This window comes from Methanosarcina sp. MTP4, assembly GCF_000970045.1.
In the GTDB taxonomy this organism is placed as follows: Archaea; Halobacteriota; Methanosarcinia; order Methanosarcinales; family Methanosarcinaceae; genus MTP4.
Window position 1 is genome coordinate 369,208 of record NZ_CP009505.1, and the last position, 25,345, is coordinate 394,552.

Below are 25,345 nucleotides of genomic sequence, written 5' to 3' on the forward strand. Positions count from 1 at the left end.
TTTTGACTTTTTGCTATTTCCGGCTCTTTGTTGTTTCCGGCTTCTGGCTTTTTTTGACTTCTTGCTGTTTCTGGCTTCTTGCGATTTTCGGGTCTTTGCTGGTTTTATCTTTTTGCCGCTTTTCCCGTCCTGCTTACTTTTTCATATACTGTGCCTGGATGCTATATGGGCCGCAACTGCCAGTTTCAGGAGGTCTCCGGGGATGAATGGAAGTACCCCCAGGGTTATTGCCTGCAGGAGGTCCAGTTTACCGACAAGTGCCAGCTGGGCCACCCCCATGGCATAGACGATTACGAGCCCTATGCCGATATACAGGGCATTTGAGAGATAGTCGGTTTTTCCACTCTTCTCACTCAGGTACCCGATTACAAATGCCGCAAGTATGAAGCCTATTATATATCCTCCGGTTGGCCCCAGGATTACTCCTGGTCCCGAAGCCCCGCCTGTAAAGACGGGCATCCCCGCAATCCCCAGCAGGGCGTATACCAGCATGCAGAGGGTGCCCCATTTGCTCTTAAGCATGCTCCCTGCCAGGAAGACAAAGAGGGTCTGCAAGGTAACTGGCACCGGGGATATGAAAAGTGGGATCCTTATGTATGCCCCGGCTGCTGTCATTGCGGCGAAAAGAGACGCAAACACCATTTTTCTAAGTTCCGAGGATTGGGCAACGCTTCCTTCTTTGTTTTTCCTTTCCATTCTTTCATCTCTACTTTTATTGAAACTGTCTTGTATTGTTAACCTCTTTTTATGGGGCGGTTAACGTTAAATCCCGGACTTGCTTATTATAGTTTTCTCTTCACCTGGTAATTATCTCTCTCATGTGATGTCCATTTTCCCTTTTCCGGGCGATAATTAAATATATATGTTATGACTGCTATAATGCACATCTCGTCTGGAATGCAGTCTCAGCAGAGAACTTTCATGTTCATGTGTTTCAGGAGTATCGAAGTGGGCGCGTGGCCTAGCCAGGATAGGGCGGCAGCCTCCTAAGCTGTAAATCGGGGGTTCAAATCCCTTCGCGCCCGCCATTTCACTTTCTTTCATCTGTTTTCTTTTCGGTTTTGTTTTACCATTCAGACTCTCGACCCTGAGCCCTGATTGTAATCAATTTCCGAATATTGTAAGCGGCAGATGAATCGTAAGCTGCTCCGGATATTAATTGAACAAGATCTGTTTGACTATTCCGAGTATTAATTGACCAAATCAAATTGCTCTGAATTTAATGGGTAATTCCGGATATTTTAGGAATGAATTAAAGGCAATGCCAAAAAAGCAAATAGAGGAAAATTAACCGTGATCAGGAAAGCCCGGGTAAACGATGTCGTTGAGATGAAGCATATCATCTACACTTATGCGAGGCAGGAACTTATGCTCGCTCGCTCCCTGAGCGAACTTTACGAAAATATAAGGGATTTTTATGTCTATGAGGTAGACGGCCAGGTCGCAGGCTGCTGTGCACTTCATGTATTCTGGGAAGACGTGGCTGAGATTCGTGCTCTTGCCATAAACTCGAATTATACCAGGCAGGGGATTGGCACTGAACTTGTAAGGGCCTGCCTTAAGGAAGCAGAGGTACTTGGCATGAAGGAGGTCTTTACCCTAACCTATGTCCCTGAATTTTTCGAAAGCCTGGGCTTTGAGATTGTGGACAAAAACAGGCTCCCAAGGAAGGTCTGGGTCGGGTGCCTCAACTGCCCGAAATTCCCTGACTGTGATGAAATTTCCCTTATCAGACCGATACTATCTTAATTTTTTCCAGGAATTTCTCCTGGATTTTTTCCGGGTTTATTTTATTTTATTTTATTTTATTTTATTTTATTTTATTTTATTTTATTTTAAGATGCTATGAAAAAAACCAAAAGCTATTTATTTATGCAGTTTATTTTTTAGGTTGCCCTAATTATCCTTACTGGACATCCACACCGGACTTCCGGGCGGGTAGTGGCGGGATGGTGTTATGCACACTGAACGATTGGAAGAATACCTCGAGACAATTTTATACCTCATAATGAAAAACCAGGGCCCGGCCAAGACCAAACAAATAGCCGACGAGCTCAACGTTGCTCCTCCAAGTGTGACGGAAATGATCAAGAAACTTTCCTCCATGGGGTTTGTGGAGCATATCCCTTACAAGGGTGTGGAACTGACCTATAAAGGGACTGAAAAGGCTATAAAAATCAAGCGGAAACACCAGGTGCTTGAGACTTTCCTTGCAGATGTCCTTGATTTAGACCGGAAGGTGGCTCACAGGGAAGCCTGTGAACTCGAACACGCGGTTTCGGATCACGTGCTTGAAAGGCTGTACGAATTCCTTGGCAGTCCCGAGTACTGCCCTGACGGGCATCCCATTAACATTGATAAATGCACCCTTGGGGAGCAGGAACGTTTCATTCCTCTTGACGAAATGAAAGAAGGGAGCTCCGGGACTGTTGCCCGGGTGACTCTTCCCAGGGAAGCAAAGGAACGTCTGAACTCCCTCGGGATCCTGACCGGAAAAGAAATTGAAGTCCGGCGCAAGCAGAAGCAGGGATGCATTTCGGTAATAGCCGTTGGGTCGGAAATTGCCCTGGGCAGGGATGTAGCCAAAAAAATTTTCATAACTCCTTGCGGCGGCAGCTCTTGAACTGATCTATGCAAAAACCTGGCGTGTAATACGGACTATTAAGAAATACGGAGTATGCCGGACAGATCCGAGACATCTCAAAAATACTGGACCTTTAGAGACACAATGGAGATATACTGAAGACCTACTTGAGACATGCTGGAAACGTACTGGAAACGTACTGAATACGCAAATAAACACCGGAGACGTGATCAAAATTTCATCCTCATCTTGCAGTATCCGTGACAAAGAAAATAAAAATTCTTCCTATGACATGACTCTGGCTTTCGTAGGCAACCCCAGTGTGGGAAAAAGTGTTTTTTTTACCCGGCTTACGGGAGTTGGTGTCGAGGTTTCGAATTATCCCGGCACAACGGTAGAGCTTGTCAGGGGTATGGTGAAAGGGAAAGGAAGGACGATAGAAGTGGTGGACCTGCCCGGGATTTATTCCCTGGGAACTTCAAATGAGGATGAAAAAGTAGCAAAAGAGTATTTGATCCAGGACGAGCCGGATGTGATTATCAACATCCTTGATTCAAGCCGGCTTGCGCGGAACCTTTACCTAACCTTGCAGCTGCTCGAACTCGACATACCCATGGTCATAGCCCTGAACCAGGTCGACCTTGCCGAAGAATTGGGATTCAGGGTTGATGCCTCCAAACTCTCGGAAATGCTCGGCCTGCCCGTGGTTCCCACGGTGGCAACCCGGGGAGAGGGGCTTGATGAGGTGGTGCTGGTGGCCATGGAGGAAGCAGGCAAGGTCCAGGACCATCACAGGGCCGAATACAGCCCATGGATCAGGCAGGCTCTAACAGGGCTTGACAAGGCTTTTCCGGACTCTCCGCCGAGGGTGAAGATGGCGGCGCTTTTGAATGATGCGGAGTTTGTCGAACTCTGCTGTATGCCTCCGGAGGCCAATGCTCTGCTGTCCACCGGCAGGAGGCTCAGGCAGAACCTTGAACTTGAACACAGGATCTCGGTCCCGGATACGGTTGCAAGGGATATTTACGGGGAGTCCGGGCATATTGTGGACAGCGTGGTCTCCAGGTTTGAGCCTAAAAAAAGTCTGAGGGACCGGGTTGACGGGATCCTTACCTCTCCAAACTTCGGGATTGCCGTGCTTATCTCGGCTTTGCTCCTTACTTTCCTCCTGGTCTTCAGGATCGGAGGTTTCCTGGAAGCCTGGATCGTAGACGATTTATTCGAACCTTACATTATCGAGCCCGTGGAAGCCATGACCCTGGGGATGTCTCCTCTTATCAGGAACCTCATCATCTACTCCCTGCGGGGTGTAGAGGCCGGGATTGCAATTGCCATCCCCTACATAGCGGTCTTTTACATTATCCTCTCCGTTTTCGAGGACTCCGGCTACCTTACCAGGGCAGCTTTCCTCCTGGACAACGTGACCCACAAACTGGGGCTGCATGGAAGGGCAGTTATCCCCCTTGTCCTTGGTTTTGGGTGCAACGTCCCCGCGATCATGGCGGTGCACTCTCTTGGGACCCGGAGGGAAAAGAGGATAGCTTCCCTTCTGATCTCCCTTGTGCCCTGTTCCGCGCGGACGGTGATTATCCTGGGGCTTGTTGGGACTTTTGTGGGCTTCTGGCCTGCGGTTTCAATTTACCTTATGGAGGTGGTTATCATTGCCGCCATGGGTTTGATCCTTGCAAGAACGCTCCCTGGAGAACGAAGCGGCTTTATCATGGAGATGGCTCCCCTCAGGAAACCCAAGCTTAAATCCACCCTCCAGAAGACCTGGCTTAAAAGCCGGGAGTTTGTCTACATTGCCTTCCCCTTGCTGCTTGTAGGCAGTGCCTTCCTGGGTATCCTAGATGCCCTGGGCCTGCTCACGATCTTCCAGGACTTTGTGGAACCCATTTCCGTAGGCCTTCTGGGCCTCCCGGCGTTTGCGGCAACAGCGCTGGTTTTCGGAATTCTCAGAAAAGAAATGGCTCTCCAGATCCTTGCCGTGCTTGCAGGCACCGCCAACTTTGCACTGGTGATGACCCCCCTCCAGATGTACCAGTTTGCGGTGATAACGACCATCTATGTGCCCTGCGTGGCCACGATAGCCGTTTTGAAGCATGAACTGGGAACAAAGGACACTGCGCTGATTGTGACTTTCACCACTTTCCTTGCCCTCGGGATCGGGGTCCTGATCCGGATGTTCGGACCTGCCTTCCTCTGATCCCTTTATGCAGGAGGAGACGGTTCAACCGGTTTGCCTGACTTTTGAATGTGTGTCCGGGACGGTTACCTTCCCCCTTCCGAGCCTTCGGTGTGTGTTGGGGACGGTTCTGTCTTTTTTCATCCGGCCCTTCCTTAATGGCATGGGTGCATGAAGTATGGGTGTGAGCACCGGCGAATCTCAGATCCATACGGGATAAACGGTGAACCTCTGTGGCGTAATGTTTATATATTTATATTTTACTATATCCCAGTTCAATCTATTTTTCTCATCACCACAAATTACTTATACTCAGCAATTCCTGATTACTTCCGATGACCCGAATTACCAATCACCTGCACAAAAACGTGTTTAGTGTTATTATGGATATTTTTGAAATGGATCATTTCCGTGAGCCTGAGCCGGAAGAGGTGCAGCTTTTCCTGGAAAGCACGGGTACCCATGGTTCCCTGGTCAGTGAAAGTGCCCTGGAAATCGACTGTAGCGAGACCAGAATTCAGTCCCGCCAGAGTGTATTATTCGATTCCGATGACACTTTCTCATCCCTTAACTAACACTAAATCTTTATAATTTTGAACCTCGGTTCTGGAATCCGACCTCTTTATAGGAAGTTTTTCGGGTAATTCTGGATTCATTTTTTGAGTTTTTTTAATTCTTTCTTTATTATTTCTTCATTTATTTTTTTAAAAATGGGGGGATTCTGATTCCGGTCCCGGTATTAAGTCAACCTTTATTTTCCCCCTATTTTTTCACATTCTTTTAATGATATTTTCATACTTCTTATGACCTATCCGCAAAATAAGGCCAATCTTTCTCCCTTTTTCAGAAAGCTTAATAAGCATCCTCTTCTTATATTTTAATTGAAAGTTCTCCCCGCCTGAGAAAAGCCATCGATTACCATTATATATAAAGTGGGATTACATGTACTTTGTACACATTATTTAAATTTGTCTAAACAATACCATCTAATTATAGTTACTATGATCTAATCCCATAACCAGAAATTTTGCATATTACCCGGGACCCGAATTTATTGCAAGAGGAATTTTATGAGGACTGGACAGAGGGATCTGAATAATAAGCCGCTTAAAAGGCGTTTGTCGATTAGCTATGAAGAGCTTGAGACTCTCAAGAAATCAATTAAGGTTTCGGTTCTCAATGAACTTCGGACCGAAATGGAATGCAGCTCCGACCTGGATTCCCTGAAGGATCTTATCCTTTCCGATATCAGGACCGAGCTTATGGGGATGCCGAGTCCTGCTTCCCTTAAAGCTTCAGTCCTTAATGAACTGCGCATGGAGCTGAATCATGCCCCTGTCCATGAGAGAGGGGCGGCTGAAAATAAGTTGAAAGAACTTGCAGGCATCCAGGACGGGCTGGTAAAAGAACTCCTTGACCAGAAATCAGTGGTAAGGAGGCTGGAAGCTGATGTTGAAAAACTTTCCCGGAAGCTCGAAGAATTACAGAATTCCACTCCTGATGTTGCTCCTTCGGTCTCCCTTTCCATGCTCGAAGACCCACTTGACCTCCCTCCCCTTTCCAAAAAGCCTAAACAGAAACCGGAACCCCGGAAAGAAATTCCTTCTCCACGTGCAAGAATCGAGGTAAGGGAAGTTCCCGCTCCTCTGCCAGGGACCAATGCCAGGGTCAGGTTAAAGGTCCGGGAAGTAGAACCTGAAGAACTCGATGAAGAGGAAGTTGAGGAAATAAAGTGCGAGTACATCATTGCCGATAGCGGGGAGCTGAAGCGGCAGAAAGTTGCAAGAACTGTGCAGCGGTCCAGAGAAAATAATGATTGCGAATACATCATCGCCGAAAAGTCTGTCACTCATATTGAACGAAACGAGACCGTTGTTGCAAGGGATGACGAAGACGCAGAGATTATCACCTGTGAAAGATAAGTCCCAAAGGCGCAGAGATAGCCGAAAATACAGGAATTTCCAGATAAATCTTTTTTGTGGGAACTTTGATCAAATTCTATATAATGTTTTCAATAAATTCTCTCCAAAAAAAACGCGAAATTGCAGAGGCATCCTGTGTATATAAAAGAAATAGAATTCGTTAACTTCAAGTCCTTCGGGAAAAAAGTAAAAATTTCCTTTTATAACGACTTCACCACGATTTCGGGACCTAACGGGAGTGGGAAGTCCAATATCATAGACGGGATTCTCTTTGCTCTCGGACTTACAAGTTCCAGGACGCTCAGGGCCGAAAAACTCACGGACCTCATCTACAATGGGGATGAGAAGAAAAAGCCCGACTTTGCTCAGGTCACTATTCGCTTTGACAACAGCGACCGCAAACTTCCGGTGGACCTGGAGGAGTTTACGGTGTCCCGGAAGATCCGACAGACAAAGAGCGGATACTACAGCTACTTCTATTTTAACGGGAAATCCGTCAGCCTGACTGAGGTCCATTCCCAGCTTGCCAAAGCCGGCGTGACTCCCGAAGGGTACAACGTGGTCATGCAGGGAGACGTAACCCAGATTATCTCCATGACTGCTGTGGAAAGAAGAAAGATCATTGATGAGATTGCGGGGGTCGCGGAGTTTGACGAGCGCAAACAAAAAGCTCTCGGAGAGCTGGAAGTCGTCAGGCAGCAGATTGAGCGGGTGGATATCATTCTGGAAGAGGTGCGTGCCCAGCTTGAAAAGCTGTCAGGGGAGCGTGACCAGGCCCTTAAATACCAGGCTCTCAAGGCCGAGAAGATAAAATTTGAAGGTTATGTCCTGCTTTCCAAACTGAAAGACGCAAGGACCGAACTGGGAAATGTGGATAAGGAGCTTGTCGGAAAGGAGGAGCACCTTGTAAAGATCCGGGCAATCCTTGAAGAGCGGGAACAGGAACTCGAAGCCCTGGATGAAGCCCTGGAAAATCTTTCCCTGGAGATCCGGAAGAAAGGGGAAGCCGAACAGCTCCAGATCAAAAAGGATATCGAGGGGACAAAAGGGGAGATATCCAGGTGTGTTGACAGCATCGAACTTACCGAAAACGATATCGAAGAGGGCGATGCGCGGCGCAGGAAAGCTTTTGTGGAGATCGATTCCACCAAAGGAAAGGTCCGGGACCTGGACGAGAAAATCGAAGCCGAACAGATCCGGAAAGACAGCCTTGAGTCCGAGCTTTCGGAACGCAGGACCGAGCGCATGCTGCTCCAGAGCAAAATCGCCGACGTAGACGTGAAGTTTGCCGAAACAAGGGACGAACTTACGGCTGCCAAAGGGAAACTCGAAGGCGTGAAAAACGAAAAGAACGAGCTCATGCGGCATGAGGACCGCCTGCTCGATGCCCTCCGGCGAAAGTCCGCAGAACTTCGGGATATCGAAAACGAGATCCAGGAAGCAGAGGCTGCGGTTGCGAGTTCGGACAGCGATACCCGTTCGGTCCAGTACGAGCTTGAAAAGCTTTCCGAAAAGAAGGAGTCTCTCCTGAAGGACCGGGACGATATCGAAAGCAGCCATTTCAGGATTAAGGAAGATCTCAGGAAACTTGAGAGCAAGCTTCATGGGCTCCAGCAGGAATTTGCCCTCACCGAAGCACGGGTACGGGCTGCGGAACACGGGGGAGGGTATTCAAAAGCCGTGGAGACGGTGCTCGGGGCGACCCGGCAAAACGAACTCTACGGGGTGCACGGGACCATTGCCCAGCTCGGGAAAGTTGACCGTCGCTACTCGAAAGCCCTGGAAGTCGCCGCAGGGAGCCGGATGCAGGCCCTGGTGGTGGACACGGACGCCGACGCCGCGGAAGCCATCGATTACCTGAAGCGGAGAAAGGGTGGAAGGGCTACCTTCCTTCCCCTGAACAAGATGAAAGCGGCGGGCAGGCTCGAGAACCTCAATTATGATTCCGGGATTGTAGGATATGCCATTGACCTCATCGAATTCGACCCGGCTTTTGAGTCAGCCTTCTGGTACGTTTTCCGGGACACCCTCGTGCTTGACACTCTGGAAAATGCCCGGCGCCTTATGGGCAGGTACAGGATGGTCACTCTGGAAGGGGAGGTCCTGGAAAAGAGCGGGGCAATGGTAGGTGGGTTCCTTTCTTCTAAATCGGGACTTTCTTTTGCGGCGGCGGAAAAGGACAAGCTTCTCAAGCTCAGGGACGAGATCCAGGCCCTGGACGCCAGCCGGACTGCTGCAATAGGAAAGCAGGACAACATTGAGAGCCACATTTTCGAGCTGAACCGGAAGGTCCGGGACTGCGAGGAAGAAATTTCCAGGAAAGAACTCCAGCTCGAAGAAATTGCAGGCAGGGAAGCTAAACTTGAAGGACTCCTGCATTCCAAAAAGGCCGACCTCCAGGCGATCGAAAAGGCAAGGGGCGAACTTAAAACCGAAATGGACGAGGTCATTGCCGAAAAGGCTGAAATGGACGAAACCGCCTCAATACTCGGGGGGCAGATTGCCGAACTTGAAGTCAAAATTGCCGATTCCCCGCTTCCGGAGATCAACAGGAAAGCGGAGTTTGCGGACGAGGAAATCCGGCGGCTTGATGGCAGGATCAGGGACACTGAAGCAGGCCTAAACGCACTGAAACTTGAAAAAATCTATGCCGAACAGAAAATTACCGAATCCAAGGAACTGATTGGAGAGCTTGATTCCCGGAAAACAACCCTCCGGGAAAAGGTAGGGTCCCTGCGGATAAAGATCGAAGAACTCGAGGCAGTGCTGGAAGAGAAAAAGAAGCGGGAACTTGAACTTTCCGATGAACTCCTGGAGCTCCAGAAAGAGAGAGAAAAAGTCCAGGAGGGGCATACTGCCGTGAAGCGCAGGGTCAGTGCGGCAAAGACCAGCCTCGAAAAAGCAAACCAGCAGGTTATGACGCTTACGGCTACCCGGAATGCCCTCTTTGAACAGGAAAAACAGTTCCTTGAAGAAATTGAGCGCAGGGGTATAGAAGAAAGCGATGAAGTCCCGAGTTATGAGACTGTCTACCTCCGGATCCAGGCGATCGAGGAGGCTTTGCGCAAGCTTGAGCCTGTGAACATGCGGGCAATTGACGAATATAACGAGGTGGAACTCAGGCTCTCTGACCTGCAGGGAAAGCGCGATACCCTCTTTACCGAGCGGGAGCAGCTCCTGGACCGCATCGATCAGTATGAGACGCTCAAGCGGGACACTTTCCTGGAGGCTTACGAAGGAATTAATGCCAATTTCAAGGAGATTTTCCACGAGCTTTCCGATGGGATGGGTGAACTTGTACTGACCGACCCCAATGACCCCTTTGCGGGAGGCATGACTCTGAGAGCCCGGCCCAAGGAAAAAACCCTGCAGAGGATCGAGGCCATGTCCGGGGGAGAAAAGAGTCTTACAGCCCTTGCTTTTATCTTTGCGATCCAGCAGTACCGCCCTGCGCCCTTCTACGCCTTTGACGAGATCGATATGTTTCTGGACGGCTGGAACGTGGAAAGGGTTTCGAGAAGGGTCAGGACCTCGGGTTCGAAAGTCCAGTTTATCGTTGTTTCCCTGAGAAAGCCCATGATCCAGGCTGCAAGCCGGACCATCGGCGTCACCATGCAGGAAAACAATATTACGAGCATTACAGGGGTAAGGCTGAATGGATGAGCTTGCGGAAGATGCCGGGACTGCGCTGGAGATCTTTAAGTTGAAGGCTCCGGATGTGTCCTTTGAAGTTTCGGAACCGGTTGATGGCGACTCTTCTTTTTCTGACCCCGGGCCGTTCGGGCTTCCTTCCACTCTCTCCAATATGGGGGTTGACTGGGAGGGGCTTGAACTTTCGGAGTTCGAGACCTACGAACCCCTGGGCATCATGGTCGAACTTGCAAAAAGCGGAAAGATCGATCCCTGGGATATTGACATCGTGGAACTGACCGATAATTTCCTGGGAAGGGTGGAGGAACTCAAGAAAATGGACCTCCGGATTTCTTCCAGGACGCTTCTCTATTCCGCGATCCTGCTCCGCATGAAATCCTCCGGGATTCTTGAGGAAGATGTGCCTGAAGAGGAACCCGACTTTTTCGATTACGATGAATTCCCTGAGCCCGAAAAATTCCCTATCCCGAAACTCCCTGTCCGCCGCCTGTCCACCCGTCCAGTGACTCTGAACGAATTGATTTCCGAACTCAGGAAAGCTGAAAAAGCCCTTTCCAGGAAATATGATAAGAAAGCCCGGCAGGCTTCGGAAGCACGTGAAGCGCCGAAAGGGCCACAACTCAGTACCGGGGATGTTCTGGACATCGCTCACGATGAAGCTATCAGTGTCCGGCTGGACCTTATCTGGGACAGGCTTTCAAAACTGTTTCAGATGCAGCCTTATGTGGTCTTTTCCGTTCTAATGGAGGAGAGTGAAGACCGGGTCATGGATTACATTTCTCTTCTCTTCCTGGCTTCCAGCAAGAAAGTCTGGCTCTGTCAGAAGGAACTTTTCGGGGAGCTTTTCATCTACCCCGGGGCAGAATCCGGTTTTTCCACTGAACACAACCCGTCCTCCTTCCATGAAAATAGCCTGCAAAACGGGGCGGTTTCAGGGCATGAAGTCCCGGGAACTGCTGTCTCTCCGGATGCTGCTGTTTCCTCGGATACCGTTGTCTCTCCGGTTATTGCTGTCCTGGCATCTGACGGTAAAGGTTCTGGCGAAAGTTCTTTAAGGAAGGATGCCCTGAATTCCGAACCTGTAGAGGTTTTCTCCGTCGAAGTAAGTCCGGTAGAATCAAATCCTCTTGAAGACTAAACTACCCTATCTTCAAAACTAAATTCCCCCTCTATAAAAATAAATGATCTTTCTTAAAAACTAAACTGATATTTTAAAGAGTAAGTCTCCTCTTTAAACTAAAAGAACCCTCTTGAAGAGTAATTCTTATCTTTCTATGACATTTATCCTTTTTCCGGAAGTGAAACCTTATGAGTGAGCTTGAAATCATTGAAGCGGCCCTCTTTGCCGCGGGAAGGGCAGTAAGCCTTGAAAAGCTTGCGAAAATAAGCGGCAAACCCAAAAAAACCATACTTTCCGTTCTCAGGGAGTTAATGGAGGACTATGCTTCCCGGGAAACCGGGATGGAGATTGTGGACCTAGGGGAACGCTATGTCATGCAGGTCAAACCTGAGTATTCCGAGCTTATACGGATGGTCGCCCCGAAAGAACTTTCCGCGCCTAAACTCCGGACCCTTTCCATGATCGCCTATCACCAGCCTCTGCTCCAGTCTGACCTTATAGAAATGCGGGGCAGTGGGGCTTACGAGCATATCAGGGACCTGATAGAGCGGGGTTTTGTCGATTCCGTGCCCTGCGGGAGGAGCCGACAGCTTTCCACAACCCTGCTTTTTGCGGATTATTTCGGGCTCAAGCGAAACGACCCTCAGGCTATAAAGGAAAAAATCATCGGGCTTTTGAAAGAGGACGCCGGGCAGAGTGAAATCAACCGGTGGATCGGAAAAAAGACCGTTGCCGTAACTCCCATGTACGAGTCCCTGATGGGGATGTGCGGGATTAAGGACTACCTGGTGATAAACGCCTATTCCCCCTCTAAAGAAGATCTCTCCCGCCTGCTTGAAGTGGATGTCCTGGTCATTTCGGCCGGCTACCTGGAGGAGGTGCGGCAGCACTGCGATGGAGAGATTCTTGAGATGCACTCCACGACCTTTGAAGACCTGATCGAGGCAGTTTCCACAATTGCTGAAGAACTTCAGGATGAAGTGAATCCGGAAACCGTGGAAAAGACTCTTGATAATCTCAGGGAGACAAGGGGAAAATACCTGTCTTCAACCCTTCTTATCAAAAAGAAGGTTCAGCCTGCCACGGACATGGTCTCGAAAATCGTAAATGACCTGAATCTGGGGGTTTCGGCGGACGGGGTCCTGATAGCCCCTGATTACGGGACCTCGAAAAGTGGGGCAAAAATCGGAAAAGGGGCGGAAATCCTTCTTCCCACTCACCGCACTGTGGAAGGAGACCTTTTCCGGCGGGTCTGTTTGAAGTACGATGCTGTGCTCGATGGCCTGAAAAAAATTGAGGACTGAATGATCCTGTAATCGGCTCTTCTCCTCCCTTTCTTTTCTAAATTTCTTTGTTCCTCTTGCGCCTTCGATTTAAGTTTTTCCGTAGTATATATACTCTCTTTATATATCATTTATATAGGATGCGTGTCATTTAACTATAGCTTTATATACTGGTTAGAGGATATTACTTTTGCTTTATATACCGAGGGTTGTCCAATGAGTGAATCTAGCATCAAGATCGAAAACGTGGTTGCATCCACCAAACTTGCTGAAGAATTCGACTTAACCGTAATCGAATCCGAGTTCGAAGGGGCCGAGTATAACAAGCAGAAATTCCCGGGGCTTGTCTACAGGGTTTCTGACCCCAAGGCCGCATTCCTTGTCTTCACCTCAGGGAAAGTGGTCTGCACCGGGGCAAAGAACGTGGCTGACGTACACACCGTTATAGGCAACATGGCAAAGAAGCTCAATGGCATAGGGATCACGACTATAGAGAACCCGCAGATAACGGTGCAGAACATTGTCGCCTCAGCTGACCTGCACACAATCCTTAACCTTAACGCCATTGCAATCGGGCTCGGGCTTGAAAACATTGAATATGAACCTGAACAGTTCCCCGGACTTGTATACAGGATCGATGTGCCAAAGGTGGTAGTCCTGATCTTCAGTTCCGGAAAACTGGTGGTAACCGGCGGCAAATCCCCCGAAGACTGTGAAAAGGGTGTGGAAGTCGTCCGCACACAGCTCGACAACATGGGGCTTTTATAAGAACAATTCCTTACCTTTACAAAAATCCCGCCTCCTTTCCGACGGTTACCATTTGCGGAAAGGAGTTTTTTAATAAAAACGGATTCCACATTTATATGTAGAGGTCCGGCAAAGGATATGTGTGAACCTTGAACAGCGCAGACGTTTGCATCCTGATTCCCACCCTGAACGAAGCCGCCACCATCGGCCAGCTCATTAAGGATTTCAAAGCAGAAGGCTTTTCCAATATTCTGGTAATTGACGGAAATAGCAGGGATAGAACGAAGGAAATTGCAGAGGCCGAAGGGGCAAAGGTGGTCCTGCAGACCGGGAAAGGCAAGGGGCAGGCAATGATCCAGGCCTTTCGGCTTATAAAAAGCCCGTATGTCCTTTTGATTGACGGGGACGGGACCGAACTTGCCAGTGATGCCCATTCCCTGCTTGCCCCGGTTCTTGAAGGCAGGGCTGATCATGTGGTAGGGAACCGGCTTGTAAACTATGAGTCAGGGGCCTTTACAAAACTAAACCTCGTTGGCAACCACCTGATAAACATGCTTTTTGATCTTGCTTACGGGGCGCAGCTAAAGGACATCCTTTCAGGCTACAGAGCCTTTACCCTGGAAAGCATCAGGGAACTGGAACTGAACAAGACAGGGTTTGAAATCGAGACCGAAATCTCGGTTGAGTGTGTTCTGAAAAACCAGAGGATTCAGGAAATTCCCATAACCTATCTCCCGAGAAGCGAGAAAGGTGCAACCAAACTAAATCCCCTGAAAGACGGGCTCCGGATAGGCTCCACGATCTACAGGCTTGCCAAAGTCCATAACCCCATGTTCTATTTCGGAATCCTTGGCTCCTTTTTTATCCTGGCAGGGCTTTTCACGGGGACCTTCGTGGTCTTTCAGTGGTTCCAGGGAATCACCCGCATCCCCCTTTCAATCCTCACGACCCTGCTTATTATCTTCGGCCTGCAGATGTTTATTTTCGGGATGCTTAGCGACCTGATAGTTTCCCTGCACCGGCAGACCCTCCGTTTAATCAAAGAACAAAATAAGTGAGGATTCAAATTCTCTTCTTTTTTGGGAATTTACCAATTATTATAGGTGGTGCTAATATTTTTCTTCCTTTTTTTCTTTTTCTTCCCTTTTTTCATCTGTTTTCACTGCTTTTTCTTCTTTTTTCCCCCACCTCTCTCCTTCCTCTTTCTCTCTTGAATAAATCAATTTTACTTGATTTGACGCCTTCTTGGTTTTCAATTTCGGAATCATGTGGCTTTAAACTCAAGTTAATTTGTCTTTGATTAAAGTTTATCTTTTAACAATTGTTATATATAATTACGCACTTTCTATGTTCAAAGATCCTTACCTACGCTTATACAACTGATATTACAGCTGATATTACAGCTGATATTACAGATGAAACTAACTTGAGGTTATAAATATGACAATTGTGGAAGATGCCAAAAATGGAATAATCACCGAAGAGATGAAGATCGTTGCAAAGGAAGAAGGTCTTGACCCTGAATTCATCCGCCGCGGGATCGCAGCCGGAAGAGTCGTAATCCCCACCTCCCCCTACAGGGACGTTAAGCTCTGTGGGCTTGGAGAAGGCCTGAGGACCAAGATCAACGCTTCTATCGGTGTGTCCTCTGACATCGTTGACGAAGATATGGAAGTTCAGAAGGCAATCGCTGCCGAAAAAGCAGGCGCTGACACCCTCATGGAGCTCGGTACCGGTGGAGACTTCCTCGGAATCAGGAAAAAAGTCATTGACAGCATTTCCCTTTCAGTCGGTTCAGTGCCTCTTTACCAGGGTTTCATTGAAGCCGCAAGGAAGTACGGTTCAATCGTGCACATGACTGAAGACGAGCTCTTCAATGCAACCGAAGCCCAGGCAAAGCTCGGAACCAACTTCATGGCAATCCACACAGGTGTCAACAACATCACTCTTGACAGGCTCAAAGCCCACGGCAGATACGGTGGTCTCTGCTCCCGTGGCGGGGCTTTCATGAGCGCCTGGATGATGCACAACGAAAAGGAAAACCCTCTTTACGCCAACTTCGACTACCTTGTTGAGATCCTCAAGGAACACGAAGTAGTCCTCTCAACCGGAAACGGGATGCGCGCAGGAGCAACCCACGACGCAACCGACCGTGCCCAGATCCAGGAACTGATCATCAATACCGAACTTGGCCAGAGAGCCCACGACGCAGGCGTGCAGGTCATCATCGAAGGTCCGGGTCACATCCCCCTCGACCAGATCGAGACCAACGTCAAGATCATGAAGGAAATGAGCGATCACAAGCCCTTCTACATGCTTGGCCCTCTTGCAACTGACATCGCTCCTGGCTACGACCACATCGTAACCGCAATCGGGGCATCCCTTGCAGCCTCCTATGGTTGTGACTTCCTCTGCTACGTGACCCCTGCAGAGCACCTTGCTCTCCCGAACCTTGAAGACGTGATCACCGGAGTCAAGACCTCCAAGATCGCAGCCCACATCGGAGACATGGTCAAGTACCCTGAAAGAGCAAGACAGTGGGACCTTGACATGGGCCGTGCCAGAAGAGACCTCGACTGGGAAAAGATGTACTCCCTTGCAATCGACCCCGAACACGCAAGGAATATCAGGAACGACAGGGCACCCGAAGACACCGATGCCTGCACAATGTGCGGCAACTACTGCGCCCTGAAGATCGTCAACCAGAACTACAACCTCGCAAAATAAACCTTGTTGAGAAGCCCTGCAAAGCACGTCTCGCAATAAGCAGGCAGGGCAGCTCGCAAAAAAGCAGGATGGGGCTTTTGCCTTCCCCTGCTTTACTTTTGATTTTATCTTGATAGAATCTTTTGTATTTGTGTTTGTATTTGTATTTGTGTTTCGTTAATGTTGTTGTTTCCTTTGTATTTCTCATAATTTTTGCCGGTCATGGTTACGACCGGCTTTTTTCTGGTTCACTTTCAGGCATTTTCCCGTACGGACTCTGCAATTTTCAGCAGCTCGGCTTTTTCAAGGGAGGCGCTAAGGCCCAGACCAATATCCCCTATCTCCCAGCTCAGGATTTTCATGTCCCCCAGGGTAAGGTACTTTCCTTCCGCCCCATTGATAGAAACATCTTCGGCAGTATTCATGATTGGAGCTTCCGGGGCCTCAGTTTCGTATACGGTCTCCGAAAGGGAAATGATATCTCCCTCTTCGTTTTCGTATGTCAGGGAGACGGTCTCGCAGGCATGCCCTTCAAAAGCTATCCAGCTGTTGTTGGAGACTGTTGAATGGTTGAAGGCATATCCTTCGGGCAGGTATTCCGGAACCAGGATTTCAAATCCTGCGGATTCTCTGGCTTCTTCGAGGGTCATTTCTTCGGGAAGTTCAAAAGAGTCCAGGTCTACGGTCTTTACGGTTGCCCCTTCCGGCACCTCGAATACAAACTCGGAGTCCGGGATCCCCTGGTTGACTTTTAGGTCACGGATCTCGAGTTCTATCATCAGGCTCCCGTCACTGTCATACATCTCATACCGAAGGGGCATCCAGGTTTCTTTGTCCACCCAGAGTTTCATCCCGTCTACAAGCTGGATTCCTTCTCCATCCCCTTTCGGGCTGGTCTCCAGCAGGTATGCGGACCTTCCGTCGATTTCCTCCATCCCAAGCAAAGAGACATCCGTTTCGTTCAGGAACTCGCCAATAATTCCGGCGTAATCCATCTCCCCTAAAACCGGAGTATCCGGCATTTCCATTTTCATGACCGTATTTGTCTTCGGGTCATAGGTCCACATGACCTCCCCGTCCGAAACTACCATGGTTCCTGCTTCTTCTTCAGGTTTGATTGCAATGGTTTTTACCTTGTTTGGCTTCTTCTGCAGGGTCAAGATCTCGTTTTCCAGGGTCTGTTCCCCGAAGTGTGAAGTTATGTGCATCGTATACGAATAGTCCTGAATACTGGATTCTTTTTCCTGCATCTGTTCTGCGATCTCTTCCGCGCTGAGTTCCTCGGTACAGCCCGATACAAAAAGGGCCGATACCAGCAGGAGCAGCACTGCAAGGGTTTTTCTTGCTGTCATTCTTTTTATTCCTCCGTTTGTGTGTTCCATCTTCCAATAAAAGTTATATTTTTTCATCACGGTGCCATGTCTGGACTAATGGTTATACTTCTCCGTTCATTTTTTTCGTTCATTTCTTCCGTTCATTTTTTTCCGTTTATTCTTTCGCTGAGGTGGATTCCGCAATTTTCAGCATTTCAGCTTTATCAAGAGCGGCCATTATGCTAATTTCAAGTTCCCCGTTTGTCCACTCAAGTTCTTTCATATTCCCCCCAAATACCGGATAGAGCACTCCTTCCCTGCCGTTTACCGTGATGTTTTCTCCTTCTTCTTCAAAAAGCCGGTATGTGTATTTGCCTTCTTCATACAGGGTTTCGGTGATTCTTATCCGGTCGTTCTCTCCGATATATTCGAGAGTAACCCTCCTGTAGCAGGGCATTGCCGCAAATGTGCTAAGGTCGCTGTTAATTACCGTGAAATATGCCCTGTCCCTGCTGTTAAAAACCGTTGAGTGATTGAATGCGTAGCCTTCGGGCAGGTACGCCGGGGCAAGGATTTCAAACCCTGCCCGCTGCTCGGCTTCTTCAAGTGCCAGTTTCTCCAGGTCGATTTTATAGTCTTCAGGACTCAGGGATTTTACCTCTGCGCCCTCAGGAACCTCGAATTCAAACTCGGAATCCGGGATGCCTGAATTTATTTTCAGGTCAAGAATATCAATTTCAACCGCCCCCCTGTCCCTGTTATCGTACAGCTCGTATCGGGTGGGCAGCCAGGTCTCTTTGTCAATCCAGATTTTTGTTCGCAGGAGGTATAATTCATGCTCTTCTTTAGGGGTAAACTCAAGCAGATACGCGTCTTCCCCTTCGATTTTCTCTGTCCCCCACAGGAATACCTTGCTATTGTTCCCGTTCAGGTTTTCCCCAAAGAAGAGGGGGCAGGCCTCAGTGTCTATCCTATCCGGTTCTTCAGAAAGCTCTGTCTTCAGGACGATATTTGATTCGGAGTTATATATCCACTGGAACTTCCCGTCCGAAGCTATTACTGACTCTGTGCCTTTCTCCGGTATCCGAATCGTATTTTTCATAAGGTCCGGTTTTTTCCACAGGACCTCATATGTTTCCTCTTTTTGTTCAAGGAATGAATATTTCATATGTGCTGTATAGGAACAGTCTTCTATACTCGCCTGTTTTTCCCGCATCTTTGTTACAATTTCTTCTGCGCTTTGTTTCTCTTCATAATCAGGGATAAATTTCCGTTTATCCGGCATCTCCACTTCCTTTTCTTCTGCGTTGTTTTTTTCCTCACAACCCGATACGAGGAGAGCCAGTGTCAGCAGGGGCAGTAATGTAAGTGTTGTAAGTGCTTTCCTCTTTGTCATTTTCTTCACCACTCTGTTTCCCGGACCTTCTGAATTCTTCTCTCCTGAAAGTTGAATCCTGCCGATTCCCTTCAGGGCCAAAGGCCTATGATGAGGCTTGAGGCAATCTGCCTGTCTCCGTCAGGGGGTGTCAGGTTTTCAGGGGGATAGCGTTTCCCGAACTCCCTGGTTTCTACCGTTACCCCTTCCGGGACCTCAAATTCAAATTCTGAATCCGGGATGTCCGTGTTGATTTTCAGGTCTCGTATTTCGTATTTTACTGTCAGGTTTCCGCTGCTGTCATAAGTCTCATACCGGAGAAGCATTCCTGTCTCTTTGTCTATCCAGAACTTTTCTCTATATCCCGGAAGGGCTCCTTCTTCTTCTTCTTCTTCTTCTCCTTCTCCTTCTTCATTTTCGTCTCTTTCTTCTTCGGGGTTCTTCCCCAGCAGATATGCAGGCCTGCCGTCTATTTCTTCTGTCCCGAGAAGGGTTGTCCTGTTTTCATTCAAGAGCCCTCCAATGAGCCCGATTTCGCTGTTTTCTCCGGAATCTTTCTCTGCAGGTTCTTTTTCTTCAGGTTCGGAAGTTTCAGGCAGTTTTACTTCTATAGCGGTATTTTTCCAGGGGTAGTAGGTCCACATGTACTCCCCGTTTGAGACCTCTACTTTCTCTGGTTCTTTCCCCGGCTTTTTTGTAAGAATCCTGTACATGTCCGGTTTCCTGGCCAGAACCTCAAATTCATTTTCCAGGGTTTCCCCCTCAAAATCCAAATTCAGGTTAAGGGTATAAGAATAATCATTGATATTGTCCTCTTTCTGCTGCATCTGGGCTGCTATCTCTTCTAAAGTAAGTTCCTTTTCTGCGGCGAGTCCCTTATCTTCGCAGCCCGATGCAAAAAGGGCCGGGACCAGCAGGAGCAGTAATATAAGTGTTGTAAGTCTCTTTCTTGTAGTCATCTCTTTCATCCATTAATCTTCATTTTCGATTCTCTTTCAAGTTCTAACTTTCCATCATTTTAATTTTATTTAATATATCTCTTCTGGCCCAATCTTCCAACTGTTTTGATGTTCCTGATAATTCCTTCTTACCGATTGGGAATTTTTCGCTTCAGAACTTCAACTCCTCTTTTGAAATCCTGTTTTATTCAAAATAGGAAGTTTTTTACCCCGTTCCGGAAATTACTTCCTATCTTTCTAACTATTTCTTTAAAAGTTTTGACTAACTCTGGCAGGAAATGGTAATTAATAGATTTTCATGCAAATCGAGGCGGTATTTTTATGAAAAAGAAAATAGTTGCGGGATTCACAATTCTCGGAATGCTCTTATTGTTTGCTTTTTTCTCGGGGTGCAGTGCCCCTGGGGACAGCGAGGAAGCTTCTAAAAGCGTAGGTGAGGGATACAAATTTGAAGAAATCGATCCCGATGAGATTACGACGGAATGGGACGAATCCTATCTCTTCAGCAGCAGGGAAGATGCGCAGGAAGAGCTTGAGGAATTGAGACAAAGATCGGTGGAGATAAGCGAAACCTTCCGCCCGGAATTCGAGGAGCTTTCGGGGCTTGCTTTGCTGGACTACATTGAAACCAATAAGGAGTTTTCAAGGTCCTTTGAAATCCTGTATATTTACGGGTATACCGGGCTCAGCAAAAACGTAAATGATCCGTTCTTTGCTTCTCTCCTTGCAGACGCCCAGGACCTCGCTACGGAACATGGAAAAGCCACCTCCTTTGCCACTATAAAGCTGACCTCGCTTTCAACTGAGGAATGGGAGCAGCTCTTTTCCGAGGAGTCGGGGCTTGAAGAGTACCGCCCCTATCTCGATGGCTATATCAGGTTTGCAGAACACAGACCCAGGGACGAGGCGCAGGCTGCATACCTTGCGGATATCGGAAACCAGCGCATGAAACTCCAGACCGAGGCATTTTCGAAGATTACGAACAATGTCACCAGGTCAGGGAACATAACCCTCGAGAACGGGGAAGAATATGCAGTCAACTCCCAGTCCTCCTATACTCTGCTTTCAACGGACCCTAACCGGGGCAACAGGAAAACATGTTATGACCAGAGGTTTTACCACCTGATTGACGAATCGGATTCAATGGCGGCTCTCTATTCCGAAAAAATCCGGCTTGATGACCTTTCTGCCCGGGAACTTAACTACTCCGACTCCTATGAATCCTGCCTCTATGCCCTCTATCTTACCAGCTCCCAGGTTGATGAGATGAATGCGGTCTTCAAGGATCGAAAAGACGTATTTGAAGGCTATAACGATTTCAGGAAAACAAAGCTCGGGCTTGAAACCCTGAAACCTTACGACCTCCACCTGCAGTTGACAGGGCAGCCCGGAAAAGATTATGCTTATGAGGATGCGCTCAATAGCATCCAGAAGTCCTATGCAGGAATGGCCCCCTGTTTCAATGAAATCTTTTTAATGATGGTGACAGGGAATTTCATAGACGTTTACCCTGATCCTGAAAATGGGAAACAGCCCGGAGGTTACTGTTACGAGCTCCGTGCCCTGCAGTCCCCTGCCCTGATCTTCATGAACTATAACGGCCTGATCTCGGACCAGAAGGCTCTCACCCATGAACTGGGGCACGGGATCCATTTCTATCTGATGGGCCAGTCCGTTGATTACCTTTACTGCAATGCTCCGGTCTACGAAATGGAGGTCCCTTCCACTTTCAATGAAGAACTCTTTGTCGATTACGTGGTCGAAAACTCCGATCGGGATACCGCTGTTGCGGTGCTCTCCCAGCATGTAGGGGAATACCAGAACTACTTTGGCTTCCAGCCCATGATCACGGAATTCGAATATAAGGCACACAGCTTATGCGCTGAAAACGGTAATGCCAGCGGAGCGGAACTCAATGCCCTCTGGACCGAAATCTTTAAAGAGTACAGGAGCGATTCCATCGAATACTATGCCGAAGATTCTGCAGGGTGGACCTACATCAACCACATCTACCTGACAAATAACTACTATACCTTCAATTACGCAGTTTCGAAGGCAATAACTCTCTCCCTCTTCAAGCAGTACAAGGAAGATCCGGAATCTTTCAATGAAAACTACATAGACTACCTTTCGGCAGGCAGTACAATGACTCCCGAAGAAAAACTGGTAAAATACTTCGGGATCGAAATCAACAGGCAGCTCTTTGAAGATGCCATGGACGTCGTGGAGTTGAGGATTCAGCAGCTTGAGGAACTCGATCGAGAAGCCAATAGCCCTGAAACGAAGTCTGCCGTGGAAAGCCTGAATGTCTATTCGGGTTCGTTCTGGGAGGTTCCGGTGGGAGAATGATTGATTGATTGATTGATTGACTGATTGATTGAATGTTGAACTGTTAGAATTTGATCGATTGGAAGGCTCAATGAATTGAAAACTTTGGGGCTTTCGAGGGCATTTAAGTGCCCTCTTCATCCCTCTAACTTTTTTTCCTATCGCTTATTTTTGCCCCATGAAAGGTTTTTTTTCGGCTTTTAGCACTACCCCGCACTCTCACCGGTCGTGCCTGAACGACCGGTTTTTTCCTGAATTCTAAAAGGGGAGTACAGAAAACAACAAATGAAAAGTATTGTTTTTCGTTAGTTTGAGATATGTTGAGTCCAGGAAATGTTTAACTTGACCTGTTTCACATTATTCCGGAAACCGTTTTTCCCGCAGAGGGATCAAAGGCCTCCGCCAGCTTGTCTGGCGGCCCTCACCAAAAGGAATTAAAAAATAAAAAAATTGTTTTTTCTCTTCTTTCTTCTTTTTTCAATTTTTATTTTGTAAAGGCCGGGCTCCTTCGTCGCCCGTGGACAAGAACGACATGATACGGCTATTTCAGGTTGTATGGGGGCATAGTTCGGAGTTTAGAGCCAGCCCCTTTCTTTTTTTACTTAATAATCTCAACCGGATCACGCAGGAATATTAAAAAGAATGTACACAGAAACCTGGTCGTCCACGAGTCCAAACTCCTGGCTGTTTAACTATTTTCCTGCTGTTGTCCGGTATTCCAGGCATTAAATAAACATTTTTACCGGAAGCAATAGAACTACCAGTAACCGGCAGGAGAATACAAATATGTATTATCACATAATCGAATCCCCAATCGGCCCCATACTTCTTGCAGGGGATGAAGAAGGACTGAAATACGTAAACATCCGGAATGGTAAAAAGAAAGTCGAAATTCCTGACGACTGGCTGGAAAACAAAGAGTTTTTCAGGGACGTTTCCGGGCAGCTTGGAGCTTATTTTGCAGGGGAACTCAAATCCTTTGACGTTAAACTGGCTCCGGAGGGAACGGAGTTCCAGAAATCCGTCTGGAAAGCCCTGAAAGAAATTCCTTATGGGGAGACCAGGACTTACGGGGAGGTTGCAAAAAGCATCGGAAACCCGAAGGCTTCCAGGGCTGTGGGGCTTGCAAATAACAGGAACCCTATTTCGATAATCGTTCCCTGCCACAGGGTAATCGGGGCAAACGGAAAACTTACGGGCTATGCCAGCGGGCTTGATGTAAAAGAATTTTTATTAAGGCTTGAAGAATAATATGTAAGGAAGAATAGTTAGAAGATCTAATAGTTAGGGTGTAATAAGGACTCGTCACAGAATAACCTATGCATATTTCAGATTAGATATATTGATTTTCAATATCAAGAGCACCAATCAAAGTTATAATTGAATGATATGTTGCATAGTTTATTTCGCTGCGGGTCCTAAGTGGAAACACCTGTACAAATCTGCTGCCTGGAGAACAAAGCATGCACTTAAAAAAGAACAAGGACTCGAATAGTACGGACCTACATAACACGGATCTCAAAAACAGAATCGAAAAAATCATCAAAAGCACCGCCGCAAATCCAGGGACTGAAACCCGTTACAGGGAGCCACTTGTCGGTTTTGCCTCCTCCGAGGACCCGATATTTGATGAAATGAAGAAAACCATAGGCCAGCACCACATGCACCCGAAGGAGGCTTTTCCCGGGGCAAAAACCGTGGTATCTTTTTTCCTGCCCTTTGAAGAGAAACTGGTGGGCCTGAACCGAAAATCCCCCGGCCCGGTAAGGGAATGGATTCAGGCAAAGAGTGAAACTGAAAGCCTGATCAAAAAAATCAATGAAAAACTCACTGTCGAACTGGCTGGAGAGGGAATAAATGCCGTGGTTCCGGAAGCTGCTTTCAATTATGCCAAATCTGATTTTGACGTTGCCTGGTCCCATAAGAGCGCCGCTTACGCTGCGGGCCTGGGTACTTTTGGCGTCCATCACATGCTGATTACAAAAGCCGGATGTGCAGGTAGATTCGGGACTCTCCTGATCTCTGCTGAAGTTCCTCCTACTCCCCGGCCCACCGAAGAGTTCTGCCGGTATAAGAAAGGGGAGAGGTGTCTTATCTGCGTGGACCGCTGCCCTGCAGGGGCTCTTACAGTCACAGGGCTTGATAAGGAAAAATGTCTCAGGTATCTTCAGAAAAACGCCAGGGCATTTCCCGAACTGCAGGATATGGCTTGCGGGAAATGTGCAACCGGGCCCTGTGCCCTGAGATCTCGCTGAAGAAAAGACGTCCGGATAAATTCCCGTGAAAAAAATGGCATCCCGGATTTTCGCCGTTGTATCCGGCTGAAATAGATTTTATAGTTTGAAGGCTGAATTAAAACCGGGGAGCAATATGTCTGTCATCACACTTACCACTGATTTTGGGGACCTTTACCCTGCAGCCATGAAAGCCGTTATCCTGGGTGTCAATCCCGGGGCTCAGATCGTTGACATAACTCACCGTATTTCTCAGGCCGGAATCCGGGAAGGGGCTTTTGCCCTTTATTCTCTTGTGCCCTATTTTTCTGCGAAAACCGTGCATGTGGGAGTTGTAGATCCCGGGGTCGGGACTGCCCGCCGGGCTCTTGCCGTGAAAGCCGGTTCCGCAGGGAATGAACAGTTTTTTGTGGGCCCTGATAATGGCCTCCTGATCCCTGCAGCCCGCCGGCTGGGGGGTATGGAAGTGTATGAGATTACGAACCTGGACCTGATCCTCCATTCCGGAGTCTCCGCAACCTTCCACGGCCGGGACATCTTCGCACCGGTCGGAGCCCACCTTTCCATGGGTGTCCCTATGGGGGAGGTCGGACCAAAGACCGGGGATTTTGTAGACCTTGACTTCGGGAACTTTGGAATCGACGGGCGTTTTGTTTTCGGGGAAGTGCTCTTTTCCGACAGCTTCGGAAATGTTGTGACAAACGTCCCTGAAGACTTGATCCTGGAACTATGTGATTACGGTTCTTTGTTTGAAGTAAACGGCAGGAAGGTGCCCTTCATGCAGACCTACGGCCTGGCAGGAAAAGGAGAACCTCTTGCTCTCATAGGCAGCCACGGTTTTCTCGAACTTGCGGTTAATCAGGGGAGTGCTGCGCATTATTTCGGGATTGTAGGCGGGGACCCCGTGGAAATAAGAGTGGTTTGAAAAGGTGAAGCAA

20 protein-coding genes and 1 tRNA gene are annotated in these 25,345 nt (G+C 48.1%); 16 read left to right on the forward strand and 5 right to left on the reverse strand.

Annotated features, from left to right (window positions below; all coding sequences use genetic code 11):
* Positions 1–141: 141 nt before the first annotated feature.
* Positions 142–696 (reverse strand): biotin transporter BioY, encoded by a 555-nt coding sequence (locus MSMTP_RS01650; protein WP_048177365.1) that lies wholly within the window; start codon positions 694–696, stop codon positions 142–144.
* Positions 697–950: 254 nt separating this feature from the next.
* Here MSMTP_RS01650 and MSMTP_RS01655 point away from each other — a divergent pair.
* The 11 genes from MSMTP_RS01655 (at position 951) to aglJ (ending at position 14,550) form a co-directional block, all read left to right on the forward strand.
* Positions 951–1,028 (forward strand) — tRNA-Arg (locus MSMTP_RS01655).
* A 265-nt stretch (positions 1,029–1,293) separates the two neighbouring features.
* The gene (locus tag MSMTP_RS01660) at positions 1,294–1,749 is read left to right on the forward strand and encodes an N-acetyltransferase (RefSeq protein ID WP_048177367.1); all 456 of its coding nucleotides are present in this window, start codon (positions 1,294–1,296) and stop codon (positions 1,747–1,749) included.
* A gap of 208 nt (positions 1,750–1,957) precedes the next feature.
* Complete coding sequence (locus MSMTP_RS01665; protein ID WP_048177369.1) at positions 1,958–2,623, forward strand: metal-dependent transcriptional regulator; 666 nt, start codon at positions 1,958–1,960, stop codon at positions 2,621–2,623.
* Between the two features lie 187 nt (positions 2,624–2,810).
* Positions 2,811–4,790, forward strand: coding sequence for a ferrous iron transport protein B (feoB, locus tag MSMTP_RS01670; protein WP_048177371.1), 1,980 nt, complete (start codon positions 2,811–2,813; stop codon positions 4,788–4,790).
* A gap of 377 nt (positions 4,791–5,167) precedes the next feature.
* Positions 5,168–5,344, forward strand: a complete 177-nt coding sequence (locus tag MSMTP_RS01675; RefSeq protein ID WP_231582875.1) for a hypothetical protein — start codon at positions 5,168–5,170, stop codon at positions 5,342–5,344.
* 495 nt (positions 5,345–5,839) lie between these two features.
* Positions 5,840–6,691: a hypothetical protein gene (locus MSMTP_RS01680; protein ID WP_048177374.1), complete on the forward strand. Its 852-nt coding sequence runs from the start codon at positions 5,840–5,842 to the stop codon at positions 6,689–6,691.
* Between the two features lie 135 nt (positions 6,692–6,826).
* On the forward strand, positions 6,827–10,354 hold the full coding sequence (gene smc / locus MSMTP_RS01685; protein WP_048177376.1) for a chromosome segregation protein SMC: 3,528 nt from the start codon (positions 6,827–6,829) through the stop codon (positions 10,352–10,354).
* The gene (locus MSMTP_RS01690) at positions 10,347–11,480 is read left to right on the forward strand and encodes a segregation/condensation protein A (RefSeq protein ID WP_052718244.1); all 1,134 of its coding nucleotides are present in this window, start codon (positions 10,347–10,349) and stop codon (positions 11,478–11,480) included. The genes smc and MSMTP_RS01690 overlap by 8 nt, the downstream gene beginning before the upstream one ends.
* A 170-nt stretch (positions 11,481–11,650) precedes the next feature.
* The gene (gene scpB, locus MSMTP_RS01695) at positions 11,651–12,766 is read left to right on the forward strand and encodes an SMC-Scp complex subunit ScpB (protein WP_048177377.1); all 1,116 of its coding nucleotides are present in this window, start codon (positions 11,651–11,653) and stop codon (positions 12,764–12,766) included.
* 195 nt (positions 12,767–12,961) lie between these two features.
* Positions 12,962–13,513 carry a TATA-box-binding protein gene (locus MSMTP_RS01700; RefSeq protein WP_048177379.1) on the forward strand — a complete coding sequence of 184 codons (552 nt, stop codon included), beginning with the start codon at positions 12,962–12,964 and terminating at the stop codon, positions 13,511–13,513.
* Between the two features lie 128 nt (positions 13,514–13,641).
* Positions 13,642–14,550 (forward strand): S-layer glycoprotein N-glycosyltransferase AglJ, encoded by a 909-nt coding sequence (gene aglJ, locus MSMTP_RS01705; RefSeq protein ID WP_048177380.1) that lies wholly within the window; start codon positions 13,642–13,644, stop codon positions 14,548–14,550.
* A 51-nt stretch (positions 14,551–14,601) separates the two neighbouring features.
* Here the strand turns inward: aglJ and MSMTP_RS18850 are convergent, their stop codons facing one another.
* Entirely contained in the window at positions 14,602–14,760 is a 159-nt protein-coding gene (locus tag MSMTP_RS18850; protein ID WP_156153642.1) for a hypothetical protein, read from the reverse strand.
* 172 nt (positions 14,761–14,932) lie between these two features.
* Here MSMTP_RS18850 and thiC point away from each other — a divergent pair, with 172 nt between their 5' ends.
* Complete coding sequence (gene thiC / locus MSMTP_RS01710; protein WP_048177382.1) at positions 14,933–16,219, forward strand: phosphomethylpyrimidine synthase ThiC; 1,287 nt, start codon at positions 14,933–14,935, stop codon at positions 16,217–16,219.
* A 233-nt stretch (positions 16,220–16,452) separates the two neighbouring features.
* Here thiC and MSMTP_RS01715 read toward each other — a convergent pair whose 3' ends face one another.
* The 3 genes from MSMTP_RS01715 to MSMTP_RS01725 all read right to left on the reverse strand — a co-directional run bounded on the left by MSMTP_RS01715 (position 16,453) and on the right by MSMTP_RS01725 (position 19,845).
* A complete protein-coding gene (locus tag MSMTP_RS01715) occupies positions 16,453–17,550 on the reverse strand; it encodes an outer membrane lipoprotein-sorting protein (protein WP_052718462.1) in 1,098 nt (365 codons plus the stop codon).
* Positions 17,551–17,686: 136 nt separating this feature from the next.
* Entirely contained in the window at positions 17,687–18,907 is a 1,221-nt protein-coding gene (locus tag MSMTP_RS01720; RefSeq protein ID WP_048182466.1) for an outer membrane lipoprotein-sorting protein, read from the reverse strand.
* 71 nt (positions 18,908–18,978) lie between these two features.
* Positions 18,979–19,845, reverse strand: coding sequence for an outer membrane lipoprotein carrier protein LolA (locus tag MSMTP_RS01725; RefSeq protein ID WP_082090699.1), 867 nt, complete (start codon positions 19,843–19,845; stop codon positions 18,979–18,981).
* Between the two features lie 321 nt (positions 19,846–20,166).
* Between MSMTP_RS01725 and MSMTP_RS01730 the strand changes: the two genes are divergently transcribed.
* The 4 genes from MSMTP_RS01730 (at position 20,167) to MSMTP_RS01745 (ending at position 25,332) form a co-directional block, all read left to right on the forward strand.
* Complete coding sequence (locus MSMTP_RS01730; protein WP_231582876.1) at positions 20,167–22,194, forward strand: M3 family oligoendopeptidase; 2,028 nt, start codon at positions 20,167–20,169, stop codon at positions 22,192–22,194.
* A 765-nt stretch (positions 22,195–22,959) separates the two neighbouring features.
* Positions 22,960–23,424, forward strand: coding sequence for a methylated-DNA--[protein]-cysteine S-methyltransferase (locus tag MSMTP_RS01735; RefSeq protein ID WP_048177384.1), 465 nt, complete (start codon positions 22,960–22,962; stop codon positions 23,422–23,424).
* A 212-nt stretch (positions 23,425–23,636) separates the two neighbouring features.
* Positions 23,637–24,428 (forward strand): epoxyqueuosine reductase, encoded by a 792-nt coding sequence (locus tag MSMTP_RS01740; RefSeq protein WP_048177386.1) that lies wholly within the window; start codon positions 23,637–23,639, stop codon positions 24,426–24,428.
* Between the two features lie 115 nt (positions 24,429–24,543).
* On the forward strand, positions 24,544–25,332 hold the full coding sequence (locus MSMTP_RS01745; protein ID WP_048177387.1) for an S-adenosyl-l-methionine hydroxide adenosyltransferase family protein: 789 nt from the start codon (positions 24,544–24,546) through the stop codon (positions 25,330–25,332).
* Positions 25,333–25,345 lie beyond the last annotated feature (13 nt).